The organism is Paraburkholderia sp. BL6665CI2N2, assembly GCF_004366535.1.
Classification (GTDB): domain Bacteria; phylum Pseudomonadota; class Gammaproteobacteria; order Burkholderiales; family Burkholderiaceae; genus Paraburkholderia.
On record NZ_SORC01000001.1, the window covers coordinates 6,613,833 to 6,634,936 of the forward strand.

Below are 21,104 nucleotides of genomic sequence, written 5' to 3' on the forward strand. Positions count from 1 at the left end.
GCTTGCGACGCGAACCAACGAAGGACCCAGATATGAGCACCACGCTCGATTCCACTGTGAACGCACCGCTCGCCAACACGGCAAACCGTATGGATCACCTCGACTGGCTCGAAGCCGAGTCGATTCACATCCTGCGCGAACTGGTCGCCGAATGCAGCAAGCCCGCGCTGCTGTTTTCGGGCGGCAAGGATTCGGTCGTGGTGCTGCACCTCGCGCTGAAGGCTTTCGGCATTGGCGCGAATCGCAAGACCGTGCTGCCGTTCCCGCTCGTGCATATCGACACCGGCCACAACTACGAGGAAGTGATCGATTTCCGCGATCGTCGCGCGAAAGAGATCGGCGCTGAACTCGTGGTGGGTCATGTCGAAGATTCGATCAAGCGCGGCACGGTGCGTCTGCGTCGTGAACTGGATTCGCGCAACGCCGCGCAAGCCGTGACGCTGCTCGAAACCATCGAACAGTACGGCTACACCGCGCTGATCGGCGGCGCGCGCCGCGACGAAGAAAAGGCCCGTGCGAAAGAACGGATCTTCTCGTTCCGCGACGAATTCGGCCAATGGGATCCGAAGGCACAGCGCCCGGAACTGTGGAGCCTGTATAACGCGCGTCTGCACAACGGAGAACATCTGCGCGTGTTCCCGATTTCGAACTGGACCGAACTCGACGTGTGGCAGTACATCGCTCGCGAACAGCTCGAACTGCCGTCGATCTACTACGCGCATCAACGCGAGATCGTGCGCCGCAATGGCCTGCTGGTGCCGGTTACGCCGCTCACGCCGATGCGTGAAGGCGAAGTCAGCGAAACCGCGCTGGTGCGCTTCCGTACCGTCGGCGACATTAGCTGCACGTGCCCGGTGGAAAGCGACGCGGACGATCTCGAGAAGATCATCGCCGAAACGGCCGTGACCGAAATCACGGAACGCGGCGCGACGCGGATGGACGATCAGGTCTCCGAAGCCGCGATGGAACAGCGTAAGAAGCAAGGTTATTTCTAAGCACACGGACGAGGGTAAAGCAATCATGAGCGGTATTCACCAACCAGAAGACCTCGGCGTGCTGCGTTTCATTACCGCGGGTAGCGTCGACGATGGCAAGAGCACGTTGATCGGCCGCCTGCTGTACGACAGCAAGGCTGTGCTTTCAGACCAGCTTTCGGCACTGTCGCGCGCGAAAAATAAGCGTACCGTCGGCGACGAAATCGATCTGTCGCTGCTGACGGACGGCCTCGAAGCCGAACGCGAGCAAGGCATCACGATCGACGTCGCGTACCGTTACTTCGCGACTGCGAAGCGCAAGTTCATCATCGCCGATACTCCGGGCCACGAGCAGTACACGCGCAACATGGTGACGGGCGCGTCGACGGCACATGCGGCGATTATTCTCGTCGACGCAACGCGCGTGACGTTTGTGGATGGCGTGGCGCAATTGCTGCCGCAAACCAAGCGTCATAGCGCGATCGTCAAGTTGCTCGGTTTGCAGCACGCGATCGTCGCCATCAACAAGATGGACCTGGTCGATTACAGCGAGCAGCGCTTCAACGAGATCCGCGACGCTTATGTCGAACTCGCGCGTCAACTGGGTTTGAGCGACGTGCGTTTCGTGCCGGTGTCGGCGCTCAAGGGCGACAACATCGTGACGGCGAGCGAAAGCATGCCGTGGTACGCGGGCGAGCCGTTGCTGGATCTGCTCGAAGCGTTGCCGGTGGAAGTTCCGACGGGCCAGGCGCTGCGTTTCCCGGTGCAATGGGTGGCGCGTCAGGACGGCAGCCAGGCCGACGATTTCCGCGGCTACATGGGCCGTGTCGAAGCCGGTGAAGTGAAGCTCGGAGATACGATTGTCGTGTTGCCGGCCAATCGCGAAGCGACGGTTGCGGAAATCATCGCGCCGGTGCCGGGCGGCACGGCCGCGGTGGACCGCGCGTTCGCCGGGCAAACGGTGACGATTCGTCTCGCGGAAGACGTCGACGTGTCGCGCGGCGACACTTTCGTGTTGCGTGAAGCGGCGCCGGAGCCGGCGAAAAAGCTGGAAGCCGATCTGTGCTGGTTCGACGACACGCCGCTGTCCACGCAACGCAAGTATCTGTTGAAGCAGACCACCAATACGGTGTTCGCGCGAATCGGTGCGATCAAGGAAGTGCTCGACGTGCATACGCTGTCGCAGGCGACCGATCGCAAGGATCTGACGATGAACGACATCGGCCGCGTGGCGCTGACGTTGCAGAAGCCGCTGGTGTGCGATGTGTATGACTCGCATCAGGGCACGGGTGCGTTCGTGCTGATCGATGAGGCGACGCATCATACCGTTGCGGCTGGGATGATTCGGGCGTTTTCGGCTTAAGCGGGCGAGGGCGCATGGCGACGCGACGCATCGCTCGCGCCCCAACCAACAGGTTGATTCAAATGGGTAAGGTTTATCTGATCGGCGCAGGGCCCGGCGCTGCGGACCTGATTACGGTACGCGGCGCGCGGCTGCTCGGCACCGCCGACGTGGTATTGCACGACGCGCTGGTGGAACCGGCCATGCTCGATTACGCGCCTGCGCATGCGCGGCGGATTGCGGTGGGCAAGCGCTGCGGGCAATTGTCGACAGCCCAGCAGTTCATCAACAAGCAGATCGTCGACGCCGCTTTGGAGCACGACGTGGTGGTGCGCCTGAAAGGCGGCGACCCGATGTTGTTCGGCCGCGCTGATGAGGAAATGCGGGCGCTGGAAGCGGCCGGCATCGACTATGAAGTGGTGCCTGGAATCACCGCTGCGCTGGCGAGCGCAGCTTCTTTGAAGCGCTCGTTGACGCTGCGGGGTGTATCGCGCAGTGTCGCGTTGGCCACGTTCAGCCGTGCGCCGGGTTCCGATGAGATTCGTGAACAGGTGAACGCGGACTCGCTCGTGTTTTACATGGGCCGCGATAGCGGCGTCGAGATCGCGCAGCAGTTGATCGATGCCGGCAAGCCTGTTGCCACGCCGGTGGCGATTGTCGAAGCTTGCAGCACCGAGCGCGAGCGCATGCTGACGCTCACACTCGAAGAACTCGCAGCCGGCGACGCGCAGCGCTGGGTCGATGCATCGCAGCCGAGCCTGCTGATGATCGGCGACGCGTTTGCTGCGCGGCAGGTCGAGGTTGTTCGCTCCGCGGATGGGTTGTTGGTCGCGGCTTGAGGTTTTTGGTTGTTGCTGTGTATGTTGTTTGTTGTGCGCTTTGGAATGTTCGCCTTTCCTTTAGGCACGTGAGAGCGCACGTGACCATGTCCCGCCGCGTGCCTGCGCGATTGCCTGTGTCTTCGCCATCGTCAGCATGCGCCACTGCCGCCCGCGCTCAGGGCACCGACAGGGTATGACACGCACTGATGAGAGCACATCCGCATGCTGCGTGATGTCCTTCGAGCGCAACGGGCTTGTCGTCGACCATCAATGATTCGTCACCTTCGACGATCGGATTCACGCCATGCTCCGGGCACGCCACCAGGTCACCCTTGCGCGCGATCGCCTTGCCGTCAACGACGTCGACCTGTGATCCTGTGATCACTTTTCCACCGTGGGTCGTGGTGTCGCCCACTACAATTACCTGTCTTGCCATTGCGTTTTCCTCTTCTTTAGCGGTTCGATCACAGTGCGATATTCGTCACGCCGGGGACCGCGCCGTCAACGTTCGGACTACCGAGGTAGGTCCACGTGACATCATGGCGATCAATTTCCAGAGTCCGCTCGCGTGGATCGGGGAAAGGCTGTCCTTGATCAACAAACGCCTGCTGGGTCCACGTGTTATAGAGAAACGCCTGGGGATGCGCACCGGCGACGCGGCCTTCCCAGATGCCCTGCTGCGGGCATCGCTGGTGTCCGACGCATTGACGTATTGGCGTACTGGCGGATATTTCCCGCAGCCAGCCAGCACTGACCATGTGCGCGAGGATCATTTCGCGAGATGGTGGAAGCCGATGGGCTTCGCCCAGGTAATGCCATTGCATCGTCTCGTGCGACAGGCTGGTCATCGTCGCGGGTTCGAACCGCTCGCCGGCCTGATAGTGTTCCGGCCGTCCGCTACGGGCCGGTGTGAGCTGCGCCCTGGGCGTTCCTGGGGCATCGAACAGCGCCAGCCAGTAGCCGGTTTGGGGTACCCGCTGGTCGCCGTGGACCGCGTAGGGGCTTTCGGCAAGCGGCATTACGCTATGACCCTCCGGCACCTGTTCGCGGCCCTGCAGTGCTGCATGTGATGCAGATTTGAGCTTTGCGGGCGGTGCGACGGTCTTGGCCGCATCGATCAGCGTCTGCTTGTTGCCGTCCCACTTCGGCAGTGGCGCGGGCGGCAGTGGCAATACCTTGTCAAGGTTAGGTAGTCGGCCTTGCAGAAGTTCATGAGGCCTCGCCTGGCTTGGCGATGCAGCTAGTTGGCGGGTAATAGAACTCCCAGAACGAATATCGATCTGATAAAAATTCTGGGAGTTTTGGAGTGGTCGCCAATGAGCACGCCTGATTTCTTTCGTAGCCGTCTGGACGCGATGATTGATTTACGTCACCCGCTTGCCGTGTTGGCAACGAAGATGTCGTGGGCTTCAATCGAAGCGACGCTTGGTCCCCTGTTCGAGCGGCGCTCACGCGATGGACGGGTAAGCGAAGGGCTTGACCTGTTTGGCTCGAACTCGCTGGAATTTGCCGGTGGCGTCAGTGCGGCTGGACGTCCGCGCTTGCCTATGCGGCTGATGGTGGGTCTGCTGTACCTGAAGCACGCCTACAACGAGAGTGACGAAACCGTGTGCGAGCGCTGGGCGCAGGACGTGTACTTCCAGTTCTTCTGTGGCGAGGAGTATTTCCAGCCGCGTCTGCCGTGCGACCCGACCAACCTGGTGCGCTTTCGGCAGGCGCTGGGCGAAGCCGGTGTCGAGGAGCTGCTCGCGGCGACGATCGCGGCTGCGGTGCAGATGAAGGCGGTGACGCCGGTCGAATTCGAGCGCGTGATTGTCGACACCACGGTGCAAGAGAAGGCGATTGCGTATCCGACCGACAGCCGTCTGCTGGAGGTGGCGCGGGCCAGACTCGTTCAGTTGGCGCAACGCGCCGGGTTGGCGTTGAAGCAAACTTACGAGCGTGAGGGCAAGCGGCTGCGGCGCCGCGCAGGCGGCTATGCCCATGCGAAGCAGTTCAAGCGCCTGCGTCGTGTACTCAAACGTCAGCGCACAGTATTGGGACGGTTGCTGCGCGATATCGAACGCAAGCTCTCCGGAGCTTCGGACGAACGGCAGGCACAACTGCGCGTCTGGCTTGAGCGGGCCTGGCGCATTTGCCGCCAACGTCCAAAGGACAAGAACAAGCTCTACGCACTGCATGCGCCTGAAGTTGAATGCATTGGGAAAGGAAAGGCACGCCAGCCCTACGAGTTCGGCGTCAAGGTGAGCCTCGCGATCACGGAGAAACACGGGTTGATCGTCGGTGCCCGGGCGTTCCCCGGCAACCCCTATGACGGCCATACGCTTGCCGAGCAACTCGAACAGAGCTCCATTCTGCTGCAGGATCTGCCCGGTACACCGCAGCCGAAGACCATATTGGTCGATCTCGGGTTTCGCGGCGTCGACGCGGAATTATCGTCAGTACACCTGATTCATCGCGGCAAACACAAGACGCTGACCAGCACGCAGCGTCGCTGGCTCAAGCGACGACAGGCGATTGAACCGATCATCGGCCATGTGAAGCACGACCACGGTATGCGTCGTTGCTGGCTCAAAGGGCAAACCGGCGATGCGCTGCATGCCGTGCTGTGCGCCACGGGCTACAATCTGCGCTGGCTGTTGCGTGCGATTGTTCGCCTGGGTCTGCGGCCCATCTTTTTTATCCTCGCCTGGCTCCATTGGATCGTCAAAGTCCCGTCGCATCCGCTGCTTGCGCACCGGCAATGCTTCCGGCCGCTTAGCCTGCCCGCTCCGACAAAATGTCCCATCGGCGTCGTGCATCAAGCAAACTGAATTTTGCAGGTCCGACTAGGTAGCTTGAGGCGGCCTTGGTAATGTTCCAGCGCATTGCCGATCTGGCTATAGCGCTCGGCGCGGGCTTTGTCAGCTTGATCGACAAGGCTGGTGCCATCACTAAGATATGTGCCTCGAAATTCGACTGCTAGCTTGCTCGCACATTCTGCGCAGCCAAGCTTAATCCCCTCTTGCAGAACTGTTCGCGCCCGGATTTTTTCTGCGACTGAATATTCGCCGGCGTACAGAAAACCCAACCTATAGGCCGCGAGGCCATAGCTTTGCGCAAAGGCACACTCCAGCATCTGAGTGCCAATTGTCCGGTTACCCCAGAATTCTCCATTTGGATCATCGTAAGTGCCGGCGATCTTGTAGCCAAGGAACGTCTGCGCCGATGGACTGCCCATGTCCGCCGCGCGCTGGAAAAACGCATAGGCGCTGGTTGCATCACCGCCCCTGATCGTGCCGTTCTGGTGGTACGTGCCCATTATGTCGTACGCGTCGGGTACACCCAGTTGCATCGCCTTTTCCACCCAGCGAACCGCAACCTCTGGATCGTGCTCCGGTACCGCGTAATCCGACAGGACCAGCGAGGCAATATTGAGCATAGCCTTCCAGTGGTTGCGCTGGGCGGCCTGCTGGTAGAGCTGGTAAATCTTCGGATAGTCGCGATCCTTGTAGTAGATATCCGGATTGTCCAGCGCCAGCGCCTGCTGGAACCACAATTCAGCCTGCGGATCAACACGCGGCACATGCTGGTCCTGATAAAGGCAGGTGAACAGCTTGCGATGCGGATTAAACAGTGGCAGCTTTTCGTAACGCGGCAGGTCGGACATGGCGGTAGTCAGCTTGCTGGTCAAGGAAGTCAGTCTCCCGGCCTGCACAGAAGAGGTGGTCAGGAACAGGACGACGAAGACAATGCGGCAAAGGATGGTTGTGCACTTCATAGATGTCTCGTTCAAGCTAGCTCAGGCAGCCTCGGTTTGACGCCATACTCCGGACACGCCGCCAGGTCACCCTTGCGCGCGATCGCCTCGCCATTGCTTTCTTCTCTTGTCCAGCCATTCGATCACAGTGCGATATTCGTCACGCCGGGGACCGCGCCGTCAACGTTCGGACTACCGAGGTAGGTCCACAGCACATCATGGCGATCGACGTGGAGAGACCTGTCGCGCGGATCGGGGAAATTCTGGCCGGGCTGGACAAACGCCTGCTGGTTCCACGTGTTATAGAGAAACGCCTGCGGATGGGCACCGGCAACGCGGCCTTCCCAGATGCCCTGCTGCGGGCATCGCTGGTGTCCGACGCATTGACGTATTGGCGTACTGGCGGATATTTCCCGCAGCCAGCCAGCACTGACCATGTGCGCGAGGATCATTTCGCGAGATGGTGGAAGCCGATGGGCTTCGCCCAGGTAATGCCATTGCATCGTCTCGTGCGACAGGCTGGTCATCGTCGCGGGTTCGAACCGCTCGCCGGCCTGATAGTGTTCCGGCCGTCCGCTACGGGCCGGTGTGAGCTGCGCCCTGGGCGTTCCTGGGGCATCGAATAGCGCCAGCCAGTAGCCGGTTTCGGGTACCCGCTGGCCGCCGTGAACCGAGTAGGCGCTTTCGGCAAGCGGCATTACGCTATGCCCCTCCGGCATCTGTTCGCGGCCCTGCAGCGCTGCATGTGATGCGGATTTGGGCTTTGCGGGCGGAATGACGGTCTTGGCCGCATCGATCAGCGTCTGCTTGTTGCCGTCCCACTTCGGCAGCGGTGCGGGCGGCAGTGGCAATACCTTGTCAAGGTTAGGTAACTTGAGGCGGCCTTGGTAATGTTCCAGCGCATTGCCGATCTGGCTATAGCGCTCGGCGCGGGCTTTGTCGATGCGGCCGATCAAGTTGGTGCCACTTGCCAGTCCCAACCCGTCGAACTCGCTAAATAGGGAGTTCGCACACTCGGCACTGCCAAGCTTGACACCTTCGTGTAAAACCCTAAGTGCACGGAGTTTAGCTTCGGAAGTGTTCGGACGTGCGTAGATGAGACCCAACTTGTCCGCCGCATCCCCATACCCTTGCGCCAACGCACATTCCAGCATTCGCCTACCGATAGGCAGGTTGCCCCAGAATTCGCCCTCCGGATCGTCGTAAGTACCAGCTATTTTGTAGCCGAGGAAGGTCATTGCAGACGGGCTGCCCATGTCCGCCGCGCGCTGGAAAAACGCATAGGCGCTGGTTGCATCACCGCCCCTGATCATACCGTTCTGATGGTATGTACCCATCATGTCGTAGGCATCCGGCACGCCGAGTTGCATCGCCTTCTCAACCCAGCGGATCGCAACCTCCGGATCGTGTTCCGGTACCGCGTAATCCGACAGGATCAGCGAGGCGAGATTGAGCATGGACTTCCAGTGATTGCGTTGCGCGGCCTGCTGGTAGAGCTGGTAAATCTTCGGATAGTCGCGATCCTTGTAATAGATGTCTGGGTTGTCCAGCACGAGTGCCTGCTGGAACCAAAGTTCCGCCTGCGGATCAACAGGCGGCACGTGCTGGTCCTGATGAAGGCAGGTGAACAGCTTGCGATGTGGATTAAACAGTGGCAGCTTTTCGTAACGCGGCAGGTCGGACATGGCGGTAGTCAGCTTGCTGGTCAAGGAAGTCAGTCTCCCGGCCTGCACAGAAGAGGTGGTCAGGAACAGGACGACGAAGACAATGCGGCAAAGGATGGTTGTGCACTTCATAGATGTCTCGTTCAAGCTAGCTCAGGCAGCCTCGGTTTGACGCCATACTCCGGACACGCCGCCAGGTCACCCTTGCGCGCGATCGCCTCGCCATTGCTTTCTTCTCTTGTCCAGCCATTCGATCACAGTGCGATATTCGTCACGCCGGGGACCGCGCCGTCAACGTTCGGACTACCGAGGTAGGTCCACAGCACATCATGGCGATCGACGTGGAGAGACCTGTCGCGCGGATCGGGGAAAGGCTGTCCTTGATCAACAAACGCCTGCTGGGTCCACGTGTTATAGAGAAACGCCTGGGGATGCGCACCGGCAACGCGGCCTTCCCAGATGCCCTCCTGCGGGCATCGCTGGTGTCCGGCGCATTGACGTATGGCGGTACTGGCGGATATTTCCCGCAGCCAGCCAGCACTGACCATGTGCGCGAGGATCATTTCGCGTGATGGTGGAAGCTGACGGGCTTCGCCCAGGTAATGCCATTGCATCGTCTCGTGCGACAGGCTGGTCATCGTCGCGGGTTCGAACCGCTCGCCGGCCTGGTAGTGTTCCGGCCGTCCGCTACGGGCCGATGTGAGCTGCGCCCTGGGCGTTCCTGGGGCATCGAACAGCGCCAGCCAGTAGCCGGTTTCGGGGACGCCCCGGCCTTCCCTGACTGCATAAGGACTCTCGGCGAGCGACGGGACACCGTAGCCATCCGGGATATGTTCGCGTCCCTGCAACATTGCGTTTGACGTTGTTCTGAGCTTTGCAGACGGAATGACAGCCTTGGCCGCATCGATCAGCGTCTGCTTGTTACCGTCCCACTTAGGCAGTGGTGCGGGAGGGAGCGGCAGCACCTTGTCCAAATTCGGCAGTCTGAGGCGGGTTCCATAATGCTCAAGTGCATCTCCGAGTACACGATATCGTTGCGAACGAGCCTGATCAACGTGTCCAACGAGGCTCTTTTCGTTCGACAAATTAAACCCGTCGAATTCGACGGACAAATTTTTGGCGCTTTTGGCGCTCCCCAATTTCACTCCTTCGTGAAATGTCTTCAACGCCAGCGCTTTTGCTTCCGGCGTGTAGCCACTTAGCTGCAAGTACCCAAGTTCATAGGCTGCATCCCCGTAACCCTGCGCCATCGCACACTTCAGCATCTCAATTGCAATTGACCTGTTTCCCCAGAAGTCCCCGTCGGGGTCATCATAGGTTCCCCCCAGTTTGTCCCCCAGAAACGTCATTGCAGACGGGCTGCCCATGTCCGCCGCGCGCTGGAAAAACGCATAGGCGCTGGTTGCATCACCGCCCCTGATCATACCGTTCTGATGGTATGTACCCATCATGTCGTAGGCATCCGGCACGCCGAGTTGCATCGCCTTCTCAACCCAGCGGATCGCAACCTCCGGATCGTGTTCCGGTACCGCGTAATCCGACAGGATCAGCGAGGCGAGATTGAGCATGGACTTCCAGTGATTGCGTTGCGCGGCCTGCTGGTAGAGCTGGTAAATCTTCGGATAGTCGCGATCCTTGTAATAGATGTCTGGGTTGTCCAGCACGAGTGCCTGCTGGAACCACAGTTCCGCCTGCGGATCAACAGGCGGCACGTGCTGGCCCTGATGAAGGCAGGTGAACAGCTTGCGATGCGGATTAAACAGTGGCAGTTTTTCGTAACGCGGCAGGTCGGACATGGCGGTAGTCAGCTTGCTGGTCAAGGATGTCAATGGTCCGGCCTGAGCACCGGTGGTGAATAGAAACAGGGCGATGAAAACAATGCGGCAGAGGATGGTTGTGAACCTCATAGATGTCTCGTTCAAGCTAGCGCAGTGCTGTCAGATGACGGAACCGTCACTGACGCATGCATCGTTGAGGTAGCGCGATGATCCTCAAACTCCAACAAGAAGCCCTGCATGCTTTGATTGTTCTTCCTTGTCTGCGCATTGTCTTTCATTAACTTTTCCCATTTGTCAAAGACCTTCGGCATCTCACGTCGATCTCCAGATCCGTTTGTCCGTCCGCCTGAATGCAGTTCAAAAACCCGTCCGCGCAGATCCGCGGCCCAGACCTGCCCGGTCGCCGCTATGTTGATCTCACTGTCCACCGACATGCTGCGCTGGTTCAGATTCGCGCTGCCGAGCGTCACGAACACATCGTCGATGAGCATCAGCTTCGAGTGGATATAGATCTCGCGATAAGCCATCTGGTTACCGATCACCCCACTAGTGCGCAGCCGGGCGACGCTCACTTTCAGACCCAGCGTGTCCTGCAACTGCTTAAGGCTCGGACGGTCCAGCACCTTGTTGCCTTTCTTGCCCTTGTGCGCATCCTTGTAATCCTGGTCGAGCTTGCCCTTGTCGACGTGTGTTGCCTGTTCGGGCATTGACGTGCTTGCACCCAGTTCGGTCAGCATGTCGAATGTACGCGGCACCATACCGTCGTCTTCGGGGTGTGGAATCACGATAAACAGATGCAGCACCGGCACATCCGTCATGGGTTTGTCCGGCAGTCTCGCCCAGGCATCGCAGAACTTTCCGCGTTCTCTTTTCAGGTGACGGGCAAACTCCGGATAGAAAAAATACTGGTTCTCGATGTAGATATAGTTGCGGGCAAAGCTGGTTGCCTGGAAGTAGAGCTCCTTGATGCTCTTGTCCAGTTCGTGCGGCTGAGTGCGTACGATCTGCACCCCATGTGCGGGATTCTTTGGCAAGACAGGAACCTTGGGCGGCAATTCCGTCAGTTCTCTCGTTTGCAACGCGGCGGGAGCGAACAGGTTCCAGCCCCGCTCGAAATTCTCGTGCAGTCGTTTCAGCGCTGGTCCGACGACGCGACAGGCGTAATCCTGATATGGCTTGGTGTGCCCGTAGGCTGTCTTTCTGAGTGGTCCTTTCGGATCCTGCGTAGTTCGCTCATGGGTGAGTTCTACATCGACGTTACCGGCTGACCACGTTTCTCGCAGCGGATCGTCGATCTCGTGTGCTGTCCGGTCCCAGAAATCCGTCACGGAATTTAGTCCCATGACGTAACCCACCGCCTTGCTGCCACCGTCATGTGCATAGTCGATCAGGACCGGTTTCTGGTGGTGGGTAGGATAATTTTCGAGCAGGCCGGTTTCATCGATCGGGTTGCCCGATTCGTAGGCAGGCTGATCTTCCTCTTTCGGCGCCGTTGCCAGCATCGCCTTGACATCGCCGGCAGCGATGCCGCGCAGAACAACCTGAAGGCGCGGATTCGAGCCTGCACCGCTTCGGCCACCGGGCAGGTGGCGCGCCCACCAATCAGCGCAGTACTTGTGGCGTCCGGGGTTGGCATACGGCGGCGATTGCCGGACGTGATTCGCAACGGCACTCCAACTTTGGTTCACGTCGCTGTAACCCGGCATGTTGTTCTGCCTGGCCGAGCCTCGCGCGTCGTACCAGATCAATAGTCGCACCGTTACCGGATTGTCCTTTCGTGTCGTGACGGCCTCCAGCAGGCGACCATACCTCACGCCCCGTGGCCAGCCATTACCTTTTTCTATTTCATTGCCAAGGTCTGGGTCGAATCTCCGGCACATTGGGCCACGCGTCAACTCCATGCCCGGATCGAAACCCCAGCAGACAATATCGACGGTGGATCTTGCATCCCAGATGTCCTTCGCAATCTCCGCAAAACCTTCCTCGCCGCAGACCATGAAATGCAGCCTGTTTCCGTAAGTGATGGGCATCTCCTTGCGGTTCTCGAGAAGCCATTGCACCGATCCGTTTGCCTTGCGACCCGCTTCATCGATCGCCACATCGATGGGGTTCTGCGTCTTGAGGTGGTTAGTCATGCGGTTATCCTTATCGATCAGTCGTACCGTAGCCTGAGCGGATCATCAGGCCACGCGTTCGCACCGGTTCGAATGCGTGGCCCTCTTGTCCAGCCATTCGATCACAGTGCGATATTCGTCACGCCCGGCACCGCGCCGTCAACGTTCGGACTACCGAGGTAGGTCCACGTGACATCATGACGATCAATTTCCAGAGTCCGCTCGCGTGGATCAGGGAAAGGCTGTCCTTGATCAACAAACGCCTGCTGGGTCCACGTGTTATAGAGAAACGCCTGAGGATGTGCACCGGCAACGCGGCCTTCCCAGATGCCCTGCTGCGGGCATCGCTGGTGTCCGGCGCATTGACGTATTGGCGTACTGGCGGATATTTCCCGCAGCCAGCCACCACTGACCATGTGCGCGAGGATCATTTCGCGAGATGGTGGAAGCCGATGGGCTTCGCCCAGGTAATGCCATTGCATCGTCTCTTGCGACAGGCTGGTCATCGTCGCGGGTTCGAACCGCTCGCCGGCCTGATAGTGTTCCGGCCGTCCGCTACGGGCCGGTGTGAACTGCGCCCTGGGCGTTCTCGGGGTACCGAACAGCGCCAGCCAGTAGCCGGTTTCGGGTACCCGCTGGTCGCCGTGAACCATGTAGGGGCTTTCGGCAAGCGGCATTACGCTATGACCGTCCGGCATCTGCTCGCGGCCCTGCAGCGCTGTATGTGATGCGGATGTGGGCTTTGCAGGCGGTGCGACGGCCTTGGCGGCATCAATCAGCGTCTGCTTGTTGCCGTCCCACTTCGGCAGCGGTGCGGGCGGCAGTGGCAATACCTTGTCCAAATTGGGCAGCTTGAGGCGGCCGTCATAGTGTTCAAGCGCATTCCCAAAAACTGCATAACGCTCCGCGCGCTGTATATCCACCTTTCCGGAGAGATTTCGCCCTGTCGATAGATTGAATCCTCGGAACTCTGAATCAAGCGCCTTTGCGCAGTTCGCACTACCTAGCTTGACTCCTTCGTGGAGAACTTTGAGTGCACGAAGCTTCGCTTCGTAGGTTTCCGGCCGCGAATAGATAAAGCCAAGCTTTTCGGCTGCATTCCCGTATCCTTGTGTCAAGGCGCACTCAAGCATGCGTGTTCCGACGTCCGAATTACCCCAGAATTCGCCATCTGGATCATCATATGTACCCGCCATTTTGTATCCGAGATAAGTCAGCGCCGACGGATTGCCCATGTCCGCGGCGCGCTGGAAGAAAGCGTAAGCAGTGGTGGCATCTCCACCCCGAATCAGCCCATTCTGATGATAGGTTCCCATGCGGTCCCATGCATCCGGCACGCCGAGTTGCATCGCTTTCTCCACCCAGCGTATGGCTAGTTCCGGATCGTGAACCGGCACCGCGTAGTCACTCAGAATCAACGAGGCGAGATTAAGCATGGCCTTCCAGTTGTTTCGCTCTGCAGCATTTGTGTAAAGCTGATAGACCCTCGTCCAGTCGATATCCTCGAACCAGATGTCCGGGTTATCGAGCGCCAGTGCCTGCTGGAACCACAATTCGGCCTGGGGGTCGACGGAAGGCAGGTGCTGGTCCTGATAGACGCATGCGAAGGTCTTTCTGTGCGGGTTAAACAGCGGCAGTTTGGTGTAGCGCGGCAGATCGGACATATTCGCAACGAATCGGTTGGTTACTGGCGTCATAAGGCCGCCCCATACGGAAGCGGCAAACAGACAAGGGGCGACGAGAGCAATCAGGAATAGCTTCAGGCGTCTGGCAATACGCTTCATATGCGCGCCGCTCAGACCGTGACGTCGGCAGGAACAGTAGTGGAGGCAACCATGGTGGCGGTTGAGCGGTGGTCTTCGAATTTCAGCAGAAAGCCCTGCATGGCTTGATGCCTCATTCTCAGCTCGCCGTTATCCTGCATTCGTCTATTCCAGTCCTGGAAAACAGCGGGAACCCTTTCCGGATCACCTGTGCCGTGAATACTCTTGTCGGAGTGCAGTTCAAAAATCTTCTGCCGCAGTTTGCCTACCATCTCCTGGCCAGACGCGGCAATGTTGATCTCGCTGTCTACGGCCATACTGCGCTGGTTGATGTTTGCACTACCGACAGTCACAAACACGTCGTCAATCAGCATCAGCTTCGAGTGGATGTAAATTTCGCGGTATGCCATCCTGCGCGCGGCGTCGAGACCGCTTGTGCGTAACCGCGCAATGCTCACCTCCAGTCCGTATGTACGTTCCAGTTGCTGAACACTGATCCGGTCCAGAACCTTATGCTGCTGGGGCACCGTCACGGCTCCGCCCATTCCGTCGTCTAACGTGACATCGTAGGACGCAGTCTTCGCGTCTGGATAGTTCTGGCTGAGCGAGCCATTCTTGACAAGACCGCCCTGCGCCTCCATCGCGTCACTGTGTCCGAGTTCGCTCAACATGTCGTGAGTACGTGGCACCATGCCGTCCTGCTCCGGGTGCGGGATGACGATGAACAGATGCAGCTTTGGGATGTCCGCGAGAGGCTTGCCGTACTTGCTGCACCACCATCGACAGTATTGGAGGCGTGCGTCCTTCAGGTTGCGTGCCAGTTCTGGATAGAAGAAGTATTGGTTCTCGATATAAATATAGTTACGCGCCCAGGTCGTTGCCTGCATATAGAGCGCCTTGATTGTCTTTTCTCTTTCATGCGCCTGTGTGCGTACTATCTGGACGATCTGGTTGGGGTCTGTTGGGAGAGTGAAGATTTTCGGCGGCAACGGCTGCTCTGCGATTTTCCATGCGGATGGCGCGTCCTCGTTCCACGCCGCCACAAAATTCTGGTGCAGCCGCTCCAGCGCGGGACCAACCAGACGACAGGCATAGTCCTGGTACGGTTTGGCGTGTTTGTACGACGCGGCGCTGGCCTTGTTCTCAGTCGCTGCTTCGTGCCCGATCTCTTTCTGGACGCTGCCGCTTGACCAGGATTCTCGGAACGGATCGTCGACTTCGTGAGCAGTGCGGTCCCAGAAATCGGTTACGGAATTCAGTCCCATGACGTAGCCGACTGCCTTACTCCCACCGTCGTAAGCGTAGTCAATCAGGATGGGCTTTTGATGGTGCGTGCCGAATCCATCCAGCAGTGCCAGCTCGCTCGCCGACGGCTGATCCTTCTCGCCCTGCAACCCGTGATTGGCATCCAGGAGACTGACATCACGCAAGACGATCTGCAGGTTCGTCGTTTTGCCGGGGTGTCCGTTGGCCATATAGCCGAGATTTCGGAACCACCATCCTCGACAGTAGTCTTGACGCGACTGTTCCGGATAGGGCGAAGTGAATGGACCTATCTGAGCGGTGTCGGTGTAGCCAGGCATGTTGTTCTGCACCGCCGATGCGACTGAATTGAACCAAATCAACAGCCGCACCTTGACGCCCTGGTCTGCAAGCTGTTCGAGCAAAGAGCCATATGTATGGCCGCGTGGCCACTTGTCGTTTCTCGTGCGCTCCAGTTCCATGCCAGGATCGAAACCCCAGCAGATGATGTCCGCCGATTCTTTCGCGTCGTTAAGATCTTTCGCGATAGACCTGAAGCCTTCCTCGCCACAAATCTTGAAGTCCAACTGGTTGCCGTAGTACTTCTTTACCCTTGGGTCCGTCTCCAGGAAGAACTGTGCCGAACTCTGGGCCTTTCGTCCCTGCTCATCGATGGCCACCGTTGCCGCATTCTGCGTATCGAGGTGATCTGCCATGTCGTTATTCCTTGTTCAGATAGTCAGATTGGCTGGACTGGGACGGACCTACGCGAGGCGCTCGCCGCGGTTCGAGCGCTGATCGGCATGCGCGGGATCGGCATGAAGCGCATCCTTGACCTTCAGCTCGAACTGCCCACCATTGCTCAGCTTCACGCGATAAGCCGATGTACCAGGCTGGTGATTCTTCACGACCACCCGGCCGGACTCGTCGGTCGCGCCTTCCGCAATCTTTGCGTCGCCCTTGTACAGCTCGTATGGCTCGTATGCGTAGTGGTGCGCTTCATCCGGCAATGCGCGCAGCGCAAAGTGCAGGTCCTGCTGCATATCCTGCGATTCAGGCAGCTTCGGTTTGCCGACGTTGTCCGGTCCGGTAAAGACCCGGCCCGCCGAATGGACTTCAAACTGACCGGATGTACCGCTGCGGATCTGGCCCGCTGTCCAGCGCGTATAGCTTCCGCCACCGCCAATTTCCACTTCCTGCTCGGCGCTGATGCGAATCGTGGTAGCCGACACTGTCACGTTGAGTTTCGCGAGCAGGTTGATACTGTCCTTCAGCGCCTTGAGATCGATGTCGCCCGACATCGCCACCAGCCGCCAGCCGCATGCCTGCACCACGGTGCGGATGCCGTTCGCCACGCTGACCAGCAGTCTCCGGCCCACGGACAGTGCCGTATGGCCGCCCGAAGTCATCGCCACATGTTCGCCGGCGGCCAGATGCATCGAGCACGGCGTATTGCCGGCCAGCCCGGCTTCGCCGTTGAGCACGAGGTGCGCCTTGGACAGTTCGGGGAAATGACTCTTCTGCTGATTGGCCTTGCCGCTGCCGCGAATGTCGTCGTGCTGTGTCCGCAGGGCGCTGGCCACAGCGTCCTGATCACCGCGCTCCTGCGCCTGCTGCGCGCGCGCGAGCGTGGCGAAGGCATCATGCTGGTCACGCGCGGTTGCCAGTTGACCAGCCGTCTCGGTCATATCCTTCATGGGCGCAGACGCACCACTGCGAGGCGCCGTCGTGATCAGCATGCCCTGATTGGCGCGCAGCACGCCATGTGCGTCAGTGCCCAACTCGAACCCTTCACCGCGTTCCCTGTCCCGTCCCGCGTGTCCGTCGATGCGCGTGTTGTACCCCAGCACCAGCCGCGACTGCGCGTGGTCGCTCGCCACCTGAACCTGAAGTTTCCCGGGTGTATCGTCGGTGACCACGCTGTTGGCCGACTGGCCCTTGAGATCCTGGCTCCGCCAGCCCGACAGCGCATCGTTCTTCGGCAGTTGCCACGGCGCCTGGTGGAACTCCGTCGTATGTCCGGAGATGATGTATGGCCGGTCAGGATCACTGTCGTAATAGCCCACCAGCACATGATGGCCGACGCGCGGCAGCCACATCGCGCCGTGCTCGACTCCGTGCCACGGCGATGCCACGCGCAGCCAGCAGCTCGCGTTTTCATCTTTCTCGCCAATACGGTCCCAGATGAAGTGCGCCTTCACGCGTCCGTATTCGTCGCAATAGACGGGCTCATCACCGTATCCGGTGATGAGCGCCGTTTCCGCATAGGCACGCGGCCTCTTCGCCCTCTGCGGCGTGCGATAAAACGTGTTGGCGGGCACTGCGGAAAATTTGGTCGTGCAACTGTATTGCAGCTCGATCCCGCCGCTCTGCGTAACCGTGTCGTTGTTGACGAGCTCGATATCAGTGGATACGACGAGGTATTCGCCATCGCCCGGTCTAAGCGGATAGCCTTCGAGCGTGAACGTATGCCCCGCCATCAGCCCACGCAGATTGCCTTTGCCGTTCGCTCGCAGGCTCTTGGCGCGATGCGCTTCGACCTTCACGCGCGCCAGATGCTCGCCTTCGAACTGCGGGTCGCCGCGCAGCCCGGCCGTGCCCATCGGCCCTTCGAACGGCTGCGAATAGTCACCCCACGCGTACTCCTCGGCGTTGTCGAAGGCGCGTTTGCTGTAGTCCTCCTGGCTGACGGCCAGATTGCCCAGCGACTGCGTATAGTCGTAGTCGGTCAGCGCGACCTTGCCCGTCGTGATCTGCCGTGCGACGTGGAATTCGTGAACATGTTCTTCATCGATGCGCTGCCCGTTGCAGTCCACATAGCGCAGCGTCTGATACGCCGGGCCATGCTTTTTGTACGCACCGGGCGAGTCGCACAGCACGAGCGTGCTGCCGGTGAAGAAGAATGTGATACCCCATTCTTGCCACAGACGATTCAGAAATGCGAAGTCGGACTCCCACCACTGCCGCTGGTACTCGCGCTTAGGATAGGGACGGCGCTGCATGCCCGGACCGGCCAGCCGCAGTTCGTACGGAAATGGATAGCGCTGCAGGGTGTCTTCGGTGATCTGAATGACGGAGCGCTCCTGCCAGAGCCTGCTGTCGCGGTTCAATGTGGCGAGCCAGAGCCAGGGACGAATCCTGAGGCGGTAATGCGCGCGCCGGTCATCTGCGCCAATGCACTTTGCCGCCACGATCAGCCCCGTGAGCTTGCGGATATCCGCGCCGATATTGGCCGTCCCCGTCGCACCTGTCGCTCCCGCCATCCAGGTGCCGTTTCCTTCAATGGCAATATGAACCGTCACTTCCTTGCCGATCAGTGCATCGACATCGACCAGCGCTTGCGCCTCGCTGGCCGTCAGCGTTGCGTCGTCGACCGTACTGAGCTCGACCTCATAGTCATACAGGTGTCCGAGTTTTTCTTTGCCGCGCAGGCGCGAAACGGCAAACAGCGGTTCGCCGCTCCATTGCGGCAATGCCTTGCCGGTAATCTCCAGCGTGCGCGGCTGTTTGAGCCACGAGTTGATCCATGACATTCGCCTGCTCTCCCTGACTCCGTTGAATACCCGACCCGGTTCAGGCCGTGCCGCGCGTACCCATGCGCGGTGGCCAGTGTGCGATCGGTCCGCGCTGCGTGGAGCGCAGCACGGTCGTTGTAAACGAGTGCGTCGATACGTGCCGCGCGACGTAACGTTCAAGCACAAGGCCCAGCGTGTAGGGACTCACGCCGCCGAATCCGCTTTCGTCAAAGGTGAATTCGCACTCGATGCCGCGTCCGAACCCAATCGGGCTGTTACCGGGCAACCTTCTGTTGACGGGCGTAGCCTGCGCACGCACGAGGCTCTCGATCTGCCGCCCCAGCATCGCCGCATCCGGCATCACGAACAGACGCAGACGACGACGCACACCTTCGCCCGGATGGGCTTCGTCGTAGTTGTCGTCAAACATCCGGTAGTCGAGCTTCAACTGGGCCATCAGCTGCCAGGCCCGATCGCCGAAAGCCAGTGGCGGCTGCGGCGCGGTGGGCGCACGCACCAGGCCGATGCGATCAGCCGGAATCGACCTGTCCAGGAACAGGTCATTGCTGCCGTCGCACGTCAGCACGCAGGGCAGGTCGCGGTTGGTCAGCCACGCCTGCAACGAGAGGTAGCGGATGCCTTCCGTATTCGGCTGCTCGTCGTGGTCGACCAGCGAAATGAATGTGCGTGTCTCGGTAAAGGAGCGGCGCGTACCGTAGTGACGGTCGTCTATCTCAGTCCGGTTCAGTTCGCGGCGGATCGTGAAGTAACGCGAATTGCGACCAGCGTACCGGTCTACTGGCATATGCAGCGGATCGAAACGGAATGTCTCCGATTCTTCGGAGACCTGTCCCCATGCCGTCTCTATCGAGTGCACATCGTAGTCATGCGGTGCGGACGGCACGGGCACGAGCCCATGCGATTGCGCCGCGGGAGCCAGGTCGAGCCGTCCGGTCCGTCGGGGAAACAGGTTGATGACAGGGGTGCAGAACAGCGCGAAATGCGCGGCGTCGACGGCTTCCGCTAGCTTGTCCACGGGCCGCTCCAGCAGGATCACGATCTCAGCCTCGCTACCGTCGATGCTGGCGAGCCCCTTGCTGAGGCCGGTCAGTGTGAAGAACCAGAAGCGCGCCGGACAGGCGAAATACTCCTGCAGCAGGTTGTGACCGTGAAACTTGTCAGGCACAGCGGGCAGCAGGCTCTGTTGTGGTTCGAGCGCGTCATGGACGATTGCCTTGCGCGTGACGGCATGCAGCGAGCCTGTTGCGAACTGACCCGGAACGCCGGTGACGCTCGCCACGACGGCGGCGTGAACCAGTTCGAACAGATGCGAGGCGTTCGCTTCGTCGCCACAGAGATACACGGGCAACCGGTCCAGCCCGTCGAGACTCGCGATGGGCGCGCCGTTCGTGGTACGCAGCCGCAGGCGCAAAGCGCCTTGCACGGTTCGACCGGCTGGAACAAAACGGTCCAGTGCGGGGATGTCGGGTGGAATGCCGGTCAAGCGCGCCTGCACGATTTCCAGCGGGTATAGCGCGACATCCTGGCTGCTGCGGAACTCACAGGCTGTGCGCTCGCCATCGGGAACGCGCGAGGTGAAGATCGTGCCGCGCGGCACGACTGTTCCGTTTGCAGCGTGCTTGCCTCGCGCGCGCGGGAAGAGGCGGGCGACGGCCATCGAGGGCGTCGGACAGGTGTAGTTCGCGTAGACGGTTTGCAGCAGCGGCAGGATGAACCCGGGAAAGGCATCGTCCAGACGCATCTGCATATGCGCGGTGACGAAGGCCGAGGACTGAAGCAGGCATTCGACGTAGGGGTCGCCGATTTCGCCTGCGTGCAGGTTCATGCGCCGTGCAATCTTTGGATGCTGTTCAGCAAACTCCAGCGCGAGTTCGTGCATGTAGAGCAACTCATGGCTGTAATAGTCCAGCAGGCGTGGGTCCATCCGGTCAGCTTTCGAAAGGTCGATCGAACATGATATTTAGCGGACGATTTGCCCGATTCATGAGAAAAACATGACAGCTTTCATCTCTTCGATTCATATGGAATCCTGAAAAACATCATGAAAGTGTTGCCGCAGAAGAATGAGTAAACCGTATTTCGTTGTGACGCGCTATCAGATGCCGCGGAAAGCTCTGTGAGATTTTTCTGG

General features: G+C 59.7%; 14 protein-coding genes. 4 read left to right on the plus strand and 10 right to left on the minus strand.

What is annotated here, in order from left to right:
* Nucleotides 1–32 precede the first annotated feature (32 nt).
* The 3 genes from cysD to cobA all read left to right on the plus strand — a co-directional run bounded on the left by cysD (nt 33) and on the right by cobA (nt 3,155).
* Nucleotides 33–995: a sulfate adenylyltransferase subunit CysD gene (gene cysD / locus B0G81_RS29695; RefSeq protein WP_106279842.1), complete on the plus strand. Its 963-nt coding sequence runs from the start codon at nt 33–35 to the stop codon at nt 993–995.
* Nucleotides 996–1,020: 25 nt separating this feature from the next.
* Entirely contained in the window at nt 1,021–2,337 is a 1,317-nt protein-coding gene (locus B0G81_RS29700; RefSeq protein ID WP_116119209.1) for a GTP-binding protein, read from the plus strand.
* Between the two features lie 62 nt (nt 2,338–2,399).
* On the plus strand, nt 2,400–3,155 hold the full coding sequence (cobA, locus tag B0G81_RS29705; protein ID WP_166679079.1) for a uroporphyrinogen-III C-methyltransferase: 756 nt from the start codon (nt 2,400–2,402) through the stop codon (nt 3,153–3,155).
* Between the two features lie 157 nt (nt 3,156–3,312).
* Here cobA and B0G81_RS29710 read toward each other — a convergent pair whose 3' ends face one another.
* Both B0G81_RS29710 and B0G81_RS29715 read right to left on the minus strand, forming a co-directional pair.
* On the minus strand, nt 3,313–3,573 hold the full coding sequence (locus B0G81_RS29710; protein ID WP_134140346.1) for a PAAR domain-containing protein: 261 nt from the start codon (nt 3,571–3,573) through the stop codon (nt 3,313–3,315).
* Between the two features lie 28 nt (nt 3,574–3,601).
* Complete coding sequence (locus tag B0G81_RS29715) at nt 3,602–4,501, minus strand: DUF6396 domain-containing protein (protein ID WP_347877473.1); 900 nt, start codon at nt 4,499–4,501, stop codon at nt 3,602–3,604.
* On the opposite strand from B0G81_RS29715, the gene B0G81_RS29720 reads away from it, so the two are divergent.
* The gene (locus B0G81_RS29720; protein ID WP_243856640.1) at nt 4,454–5,950 is read left to right on the plus strand and encodes an IS5 family transposase; all 1,497 of its coding nucleotides are present in this window, start codon (nt 4,454–4,456) and stop codon (nt 5,948–5,950) included. The genes B0G81_RS29715 and B0G81_RS29720 overlap by 48 nt on opposite strands.
* On the opposite strand, the gene B0G81_RS29725 is transcribed toward B0G81_RS29720, so the two are convergent.
* From B0G81_RS29725 to tssF, 8 genes are all read right to left on the minus strand, one after another.
* Nucleotides 5,938–6,897, minus strand: coding sequence for a tetratricopeptide repeat protein (locus tag B0G81_RS29725; protein ID WP_347877468.1), 960 nt, complete (start codon nt 6,895–6,897; stop codon nt 5,938–5,940). The two genes, B0G81_RS29720 and B0G81_RS29725, sit on opposite strands and share 13 nt — an antisense overlap.
* Before the next feature lie 122 nt (nt 6,898–7,019).
* Nucleotides 7,020–8,672 (minus strand): DUF6396 domain-containing protein, encoded by a 1,653-nt coding sequence (locus B0G81_RS29730; RefSeq protein ID WP_243856642.1) that lies wholly within the window; start codon nt 8,670–8,672, stop codon nt 7,020–7,022.
* A 122-nt stretch (nt 8,673–8,794) separates the two neighbouring features.
* Entirely contained in the window at nt 8,795–10,447 is a 1,653-nt protein-coding gene (locus tag B0G81_RS29735; protein WP_243856644.1) for a tetratricopeptide repeat protein, read from the minus strand.
* Nucleotides 10,448–10,458: 11 nt separating this feature from the next.
* Complete coding sequence (locus B0G81_RS29740; RefSeq protein ID WP_134140350.1) at nt 10,459–12,453, minus strand: phospholipase D-like domain-containing protein; 1,995 nt, start codon at nt 12,451–12,453, stop codon at nt 10,459–10,461.
* A gap of 101 nt (nt 12,454–12,554) precedes the next feature.
* Nucleotides 12,555–14,096 carry a tetratricopeptide repeat protein gene (locus B0G81_RS29745; RefSeq protein WP_134143249.1) on the minus strand — a complete coding sequence of 514 codons (1,542 nt, stop codon included), beginning with the start codon at nt 14,094–14,096 and terminating at the stop codon, nt 12,555–12,557.
* Nucleotides 14,097–14,227: 131 nt separating this feature from the next.
* Nucleotides 14,228–16,153, minus strand: coding sequence for a phospholipase D-like domain-containing protein (locus B0G81_RS29750; protein ID WP_134140352.1), 1,926 nt, complete (start codon nt 16,151–16,153; stop codon nt 14,228–14,230).
* Nucleotides 16,154–16,201: 48 nt separating this feature from the next.
* Nucleotides 16,202–18,970 (minus strand): type VI secretion system tip protein TssI/VgrG, encoded by a 2,769-nt coding sequence (gene tssI / locus B0G81_RS29755; protein WP_134140354.1) that lies wholly within the window; start codon nt 18,968–18,970, stop codon nt 16,202–16,204.
* A 40-nt stretch (nt 18,971–19,010) separates the two neighbouring features.
* Nucleotides 19,011–20,897 carry a type VI secretion system baseplate subunit TssF gene (gene tssF, locus B0G81_RS29760; RefSeq protein ID WP_134140356.1) on the minus strand — a complete coding sequence of 629 codons (1,887 nt, stop codon included), beginning with the start codon at nt 20,895–20,897 and terminating at the stop codon, nt 19,011–19,013.
* Between the last annotated feature and the right edge of the window lie 207 nt (nt 20,898–21,104).

What these genes read in the sequence shown, in the direction of transcription:
- cysD (WP_106279842.1), top strand. Translation starts at nt 33, where the DNA reads ATGAGCACCACGCTCGATTCCACTGTGAACGCACCGCTCGCCAACACG.
- B0G81_RS29700 (WP_116119209.1), top strand. Translation starts at nt 1,021, where the DNA reads ATGAGCGGTATTCACCAACCAGAAGACCTCGGCGTGCTGCGTTTCATT.
- cobA (WP_166679079.1), top strand. Translation starts at nt 2,400, where the DNA reads ATGGGTAAGGTTTATCTGATCGGCGCAGGGCCCGGCGCTGCGGACCTG.
- B0G81_RS29710 (WP_134140346.1), bottom strand. Translation starts at nt 3,573, where the DNA reads ATGGCAAGACAGGTAATTGTAGTGGGCGACACCACGACCCACGGTGGA.
- B0G81_RS29720 (WP_243856640.1), top strand. Translation starts at nt 4,454, where the DNA reads ATGAGCACGCCTGATTTCTTTCGTAGCCGTCTGGACGCGATGATTGAT.
- B0G81_RS29725 (WP_347877468.1), bottom strand. Translation starts at nt 6,897, where the DNA reads ATGAAGTGCACAACCATCCTTTGCCGCATTGTCTTCGTCGTCCTGTTC.
- B0G81_RS29730 (WP_243856642.1), bottom strand. Translation starts at nt 8,672, where the DNA reads ATGAAGTGCACAACCATCCTTTGCCGCATTGTCTTCGTCGTCCTGTTC.
- B0G81_RS29735 (WP_243856644.1), bottom strand. Translation starts at nt 10,447, where the DNA reads ATGAGGTTCACAACCATCCTCTGCCGCATTGTTTTCATCGCCCTGTTT.
- B0G81_RS29740 (WP_134140350.1), bottom strand. Translation starts at nt 12,453, where the DNA reads ATGACTAACCACCTCAAGACGCAGAACCCCATCGATGTGGCGATCGAT.
- B0G81_RS29745 (WP_134143249.1), bottom strand. Translation starts at nt 14,096, where the DNA reads ATGTCCGATCTGCCGCGCTACACCAAACTGCCGCTGTTTAACCCGCAC.
- B0G81_RS29750 (WP_134140352.1), bottom strand. Translation starts at nt 16,153, where the DNA reads ATGGCAGATCACCTCGATACGCAGAATGCGGCAACGGTGGCCATCGAT.
- tssI (WP_134140354.1), bottom strand. Translation starts at nt 18,970, where the DNA reads ATGTCATGGATCAACTCGTGGCTCAAACAGCCGCGCACGCTGGAGATT.
- tssF (WP_134140356.1), bottom strand. Translation starts at nt 20,897, where the DNA reads ATGGACCCACGCCTGCTGGACTATTACAGCCATGAGTTGCTCTACATG.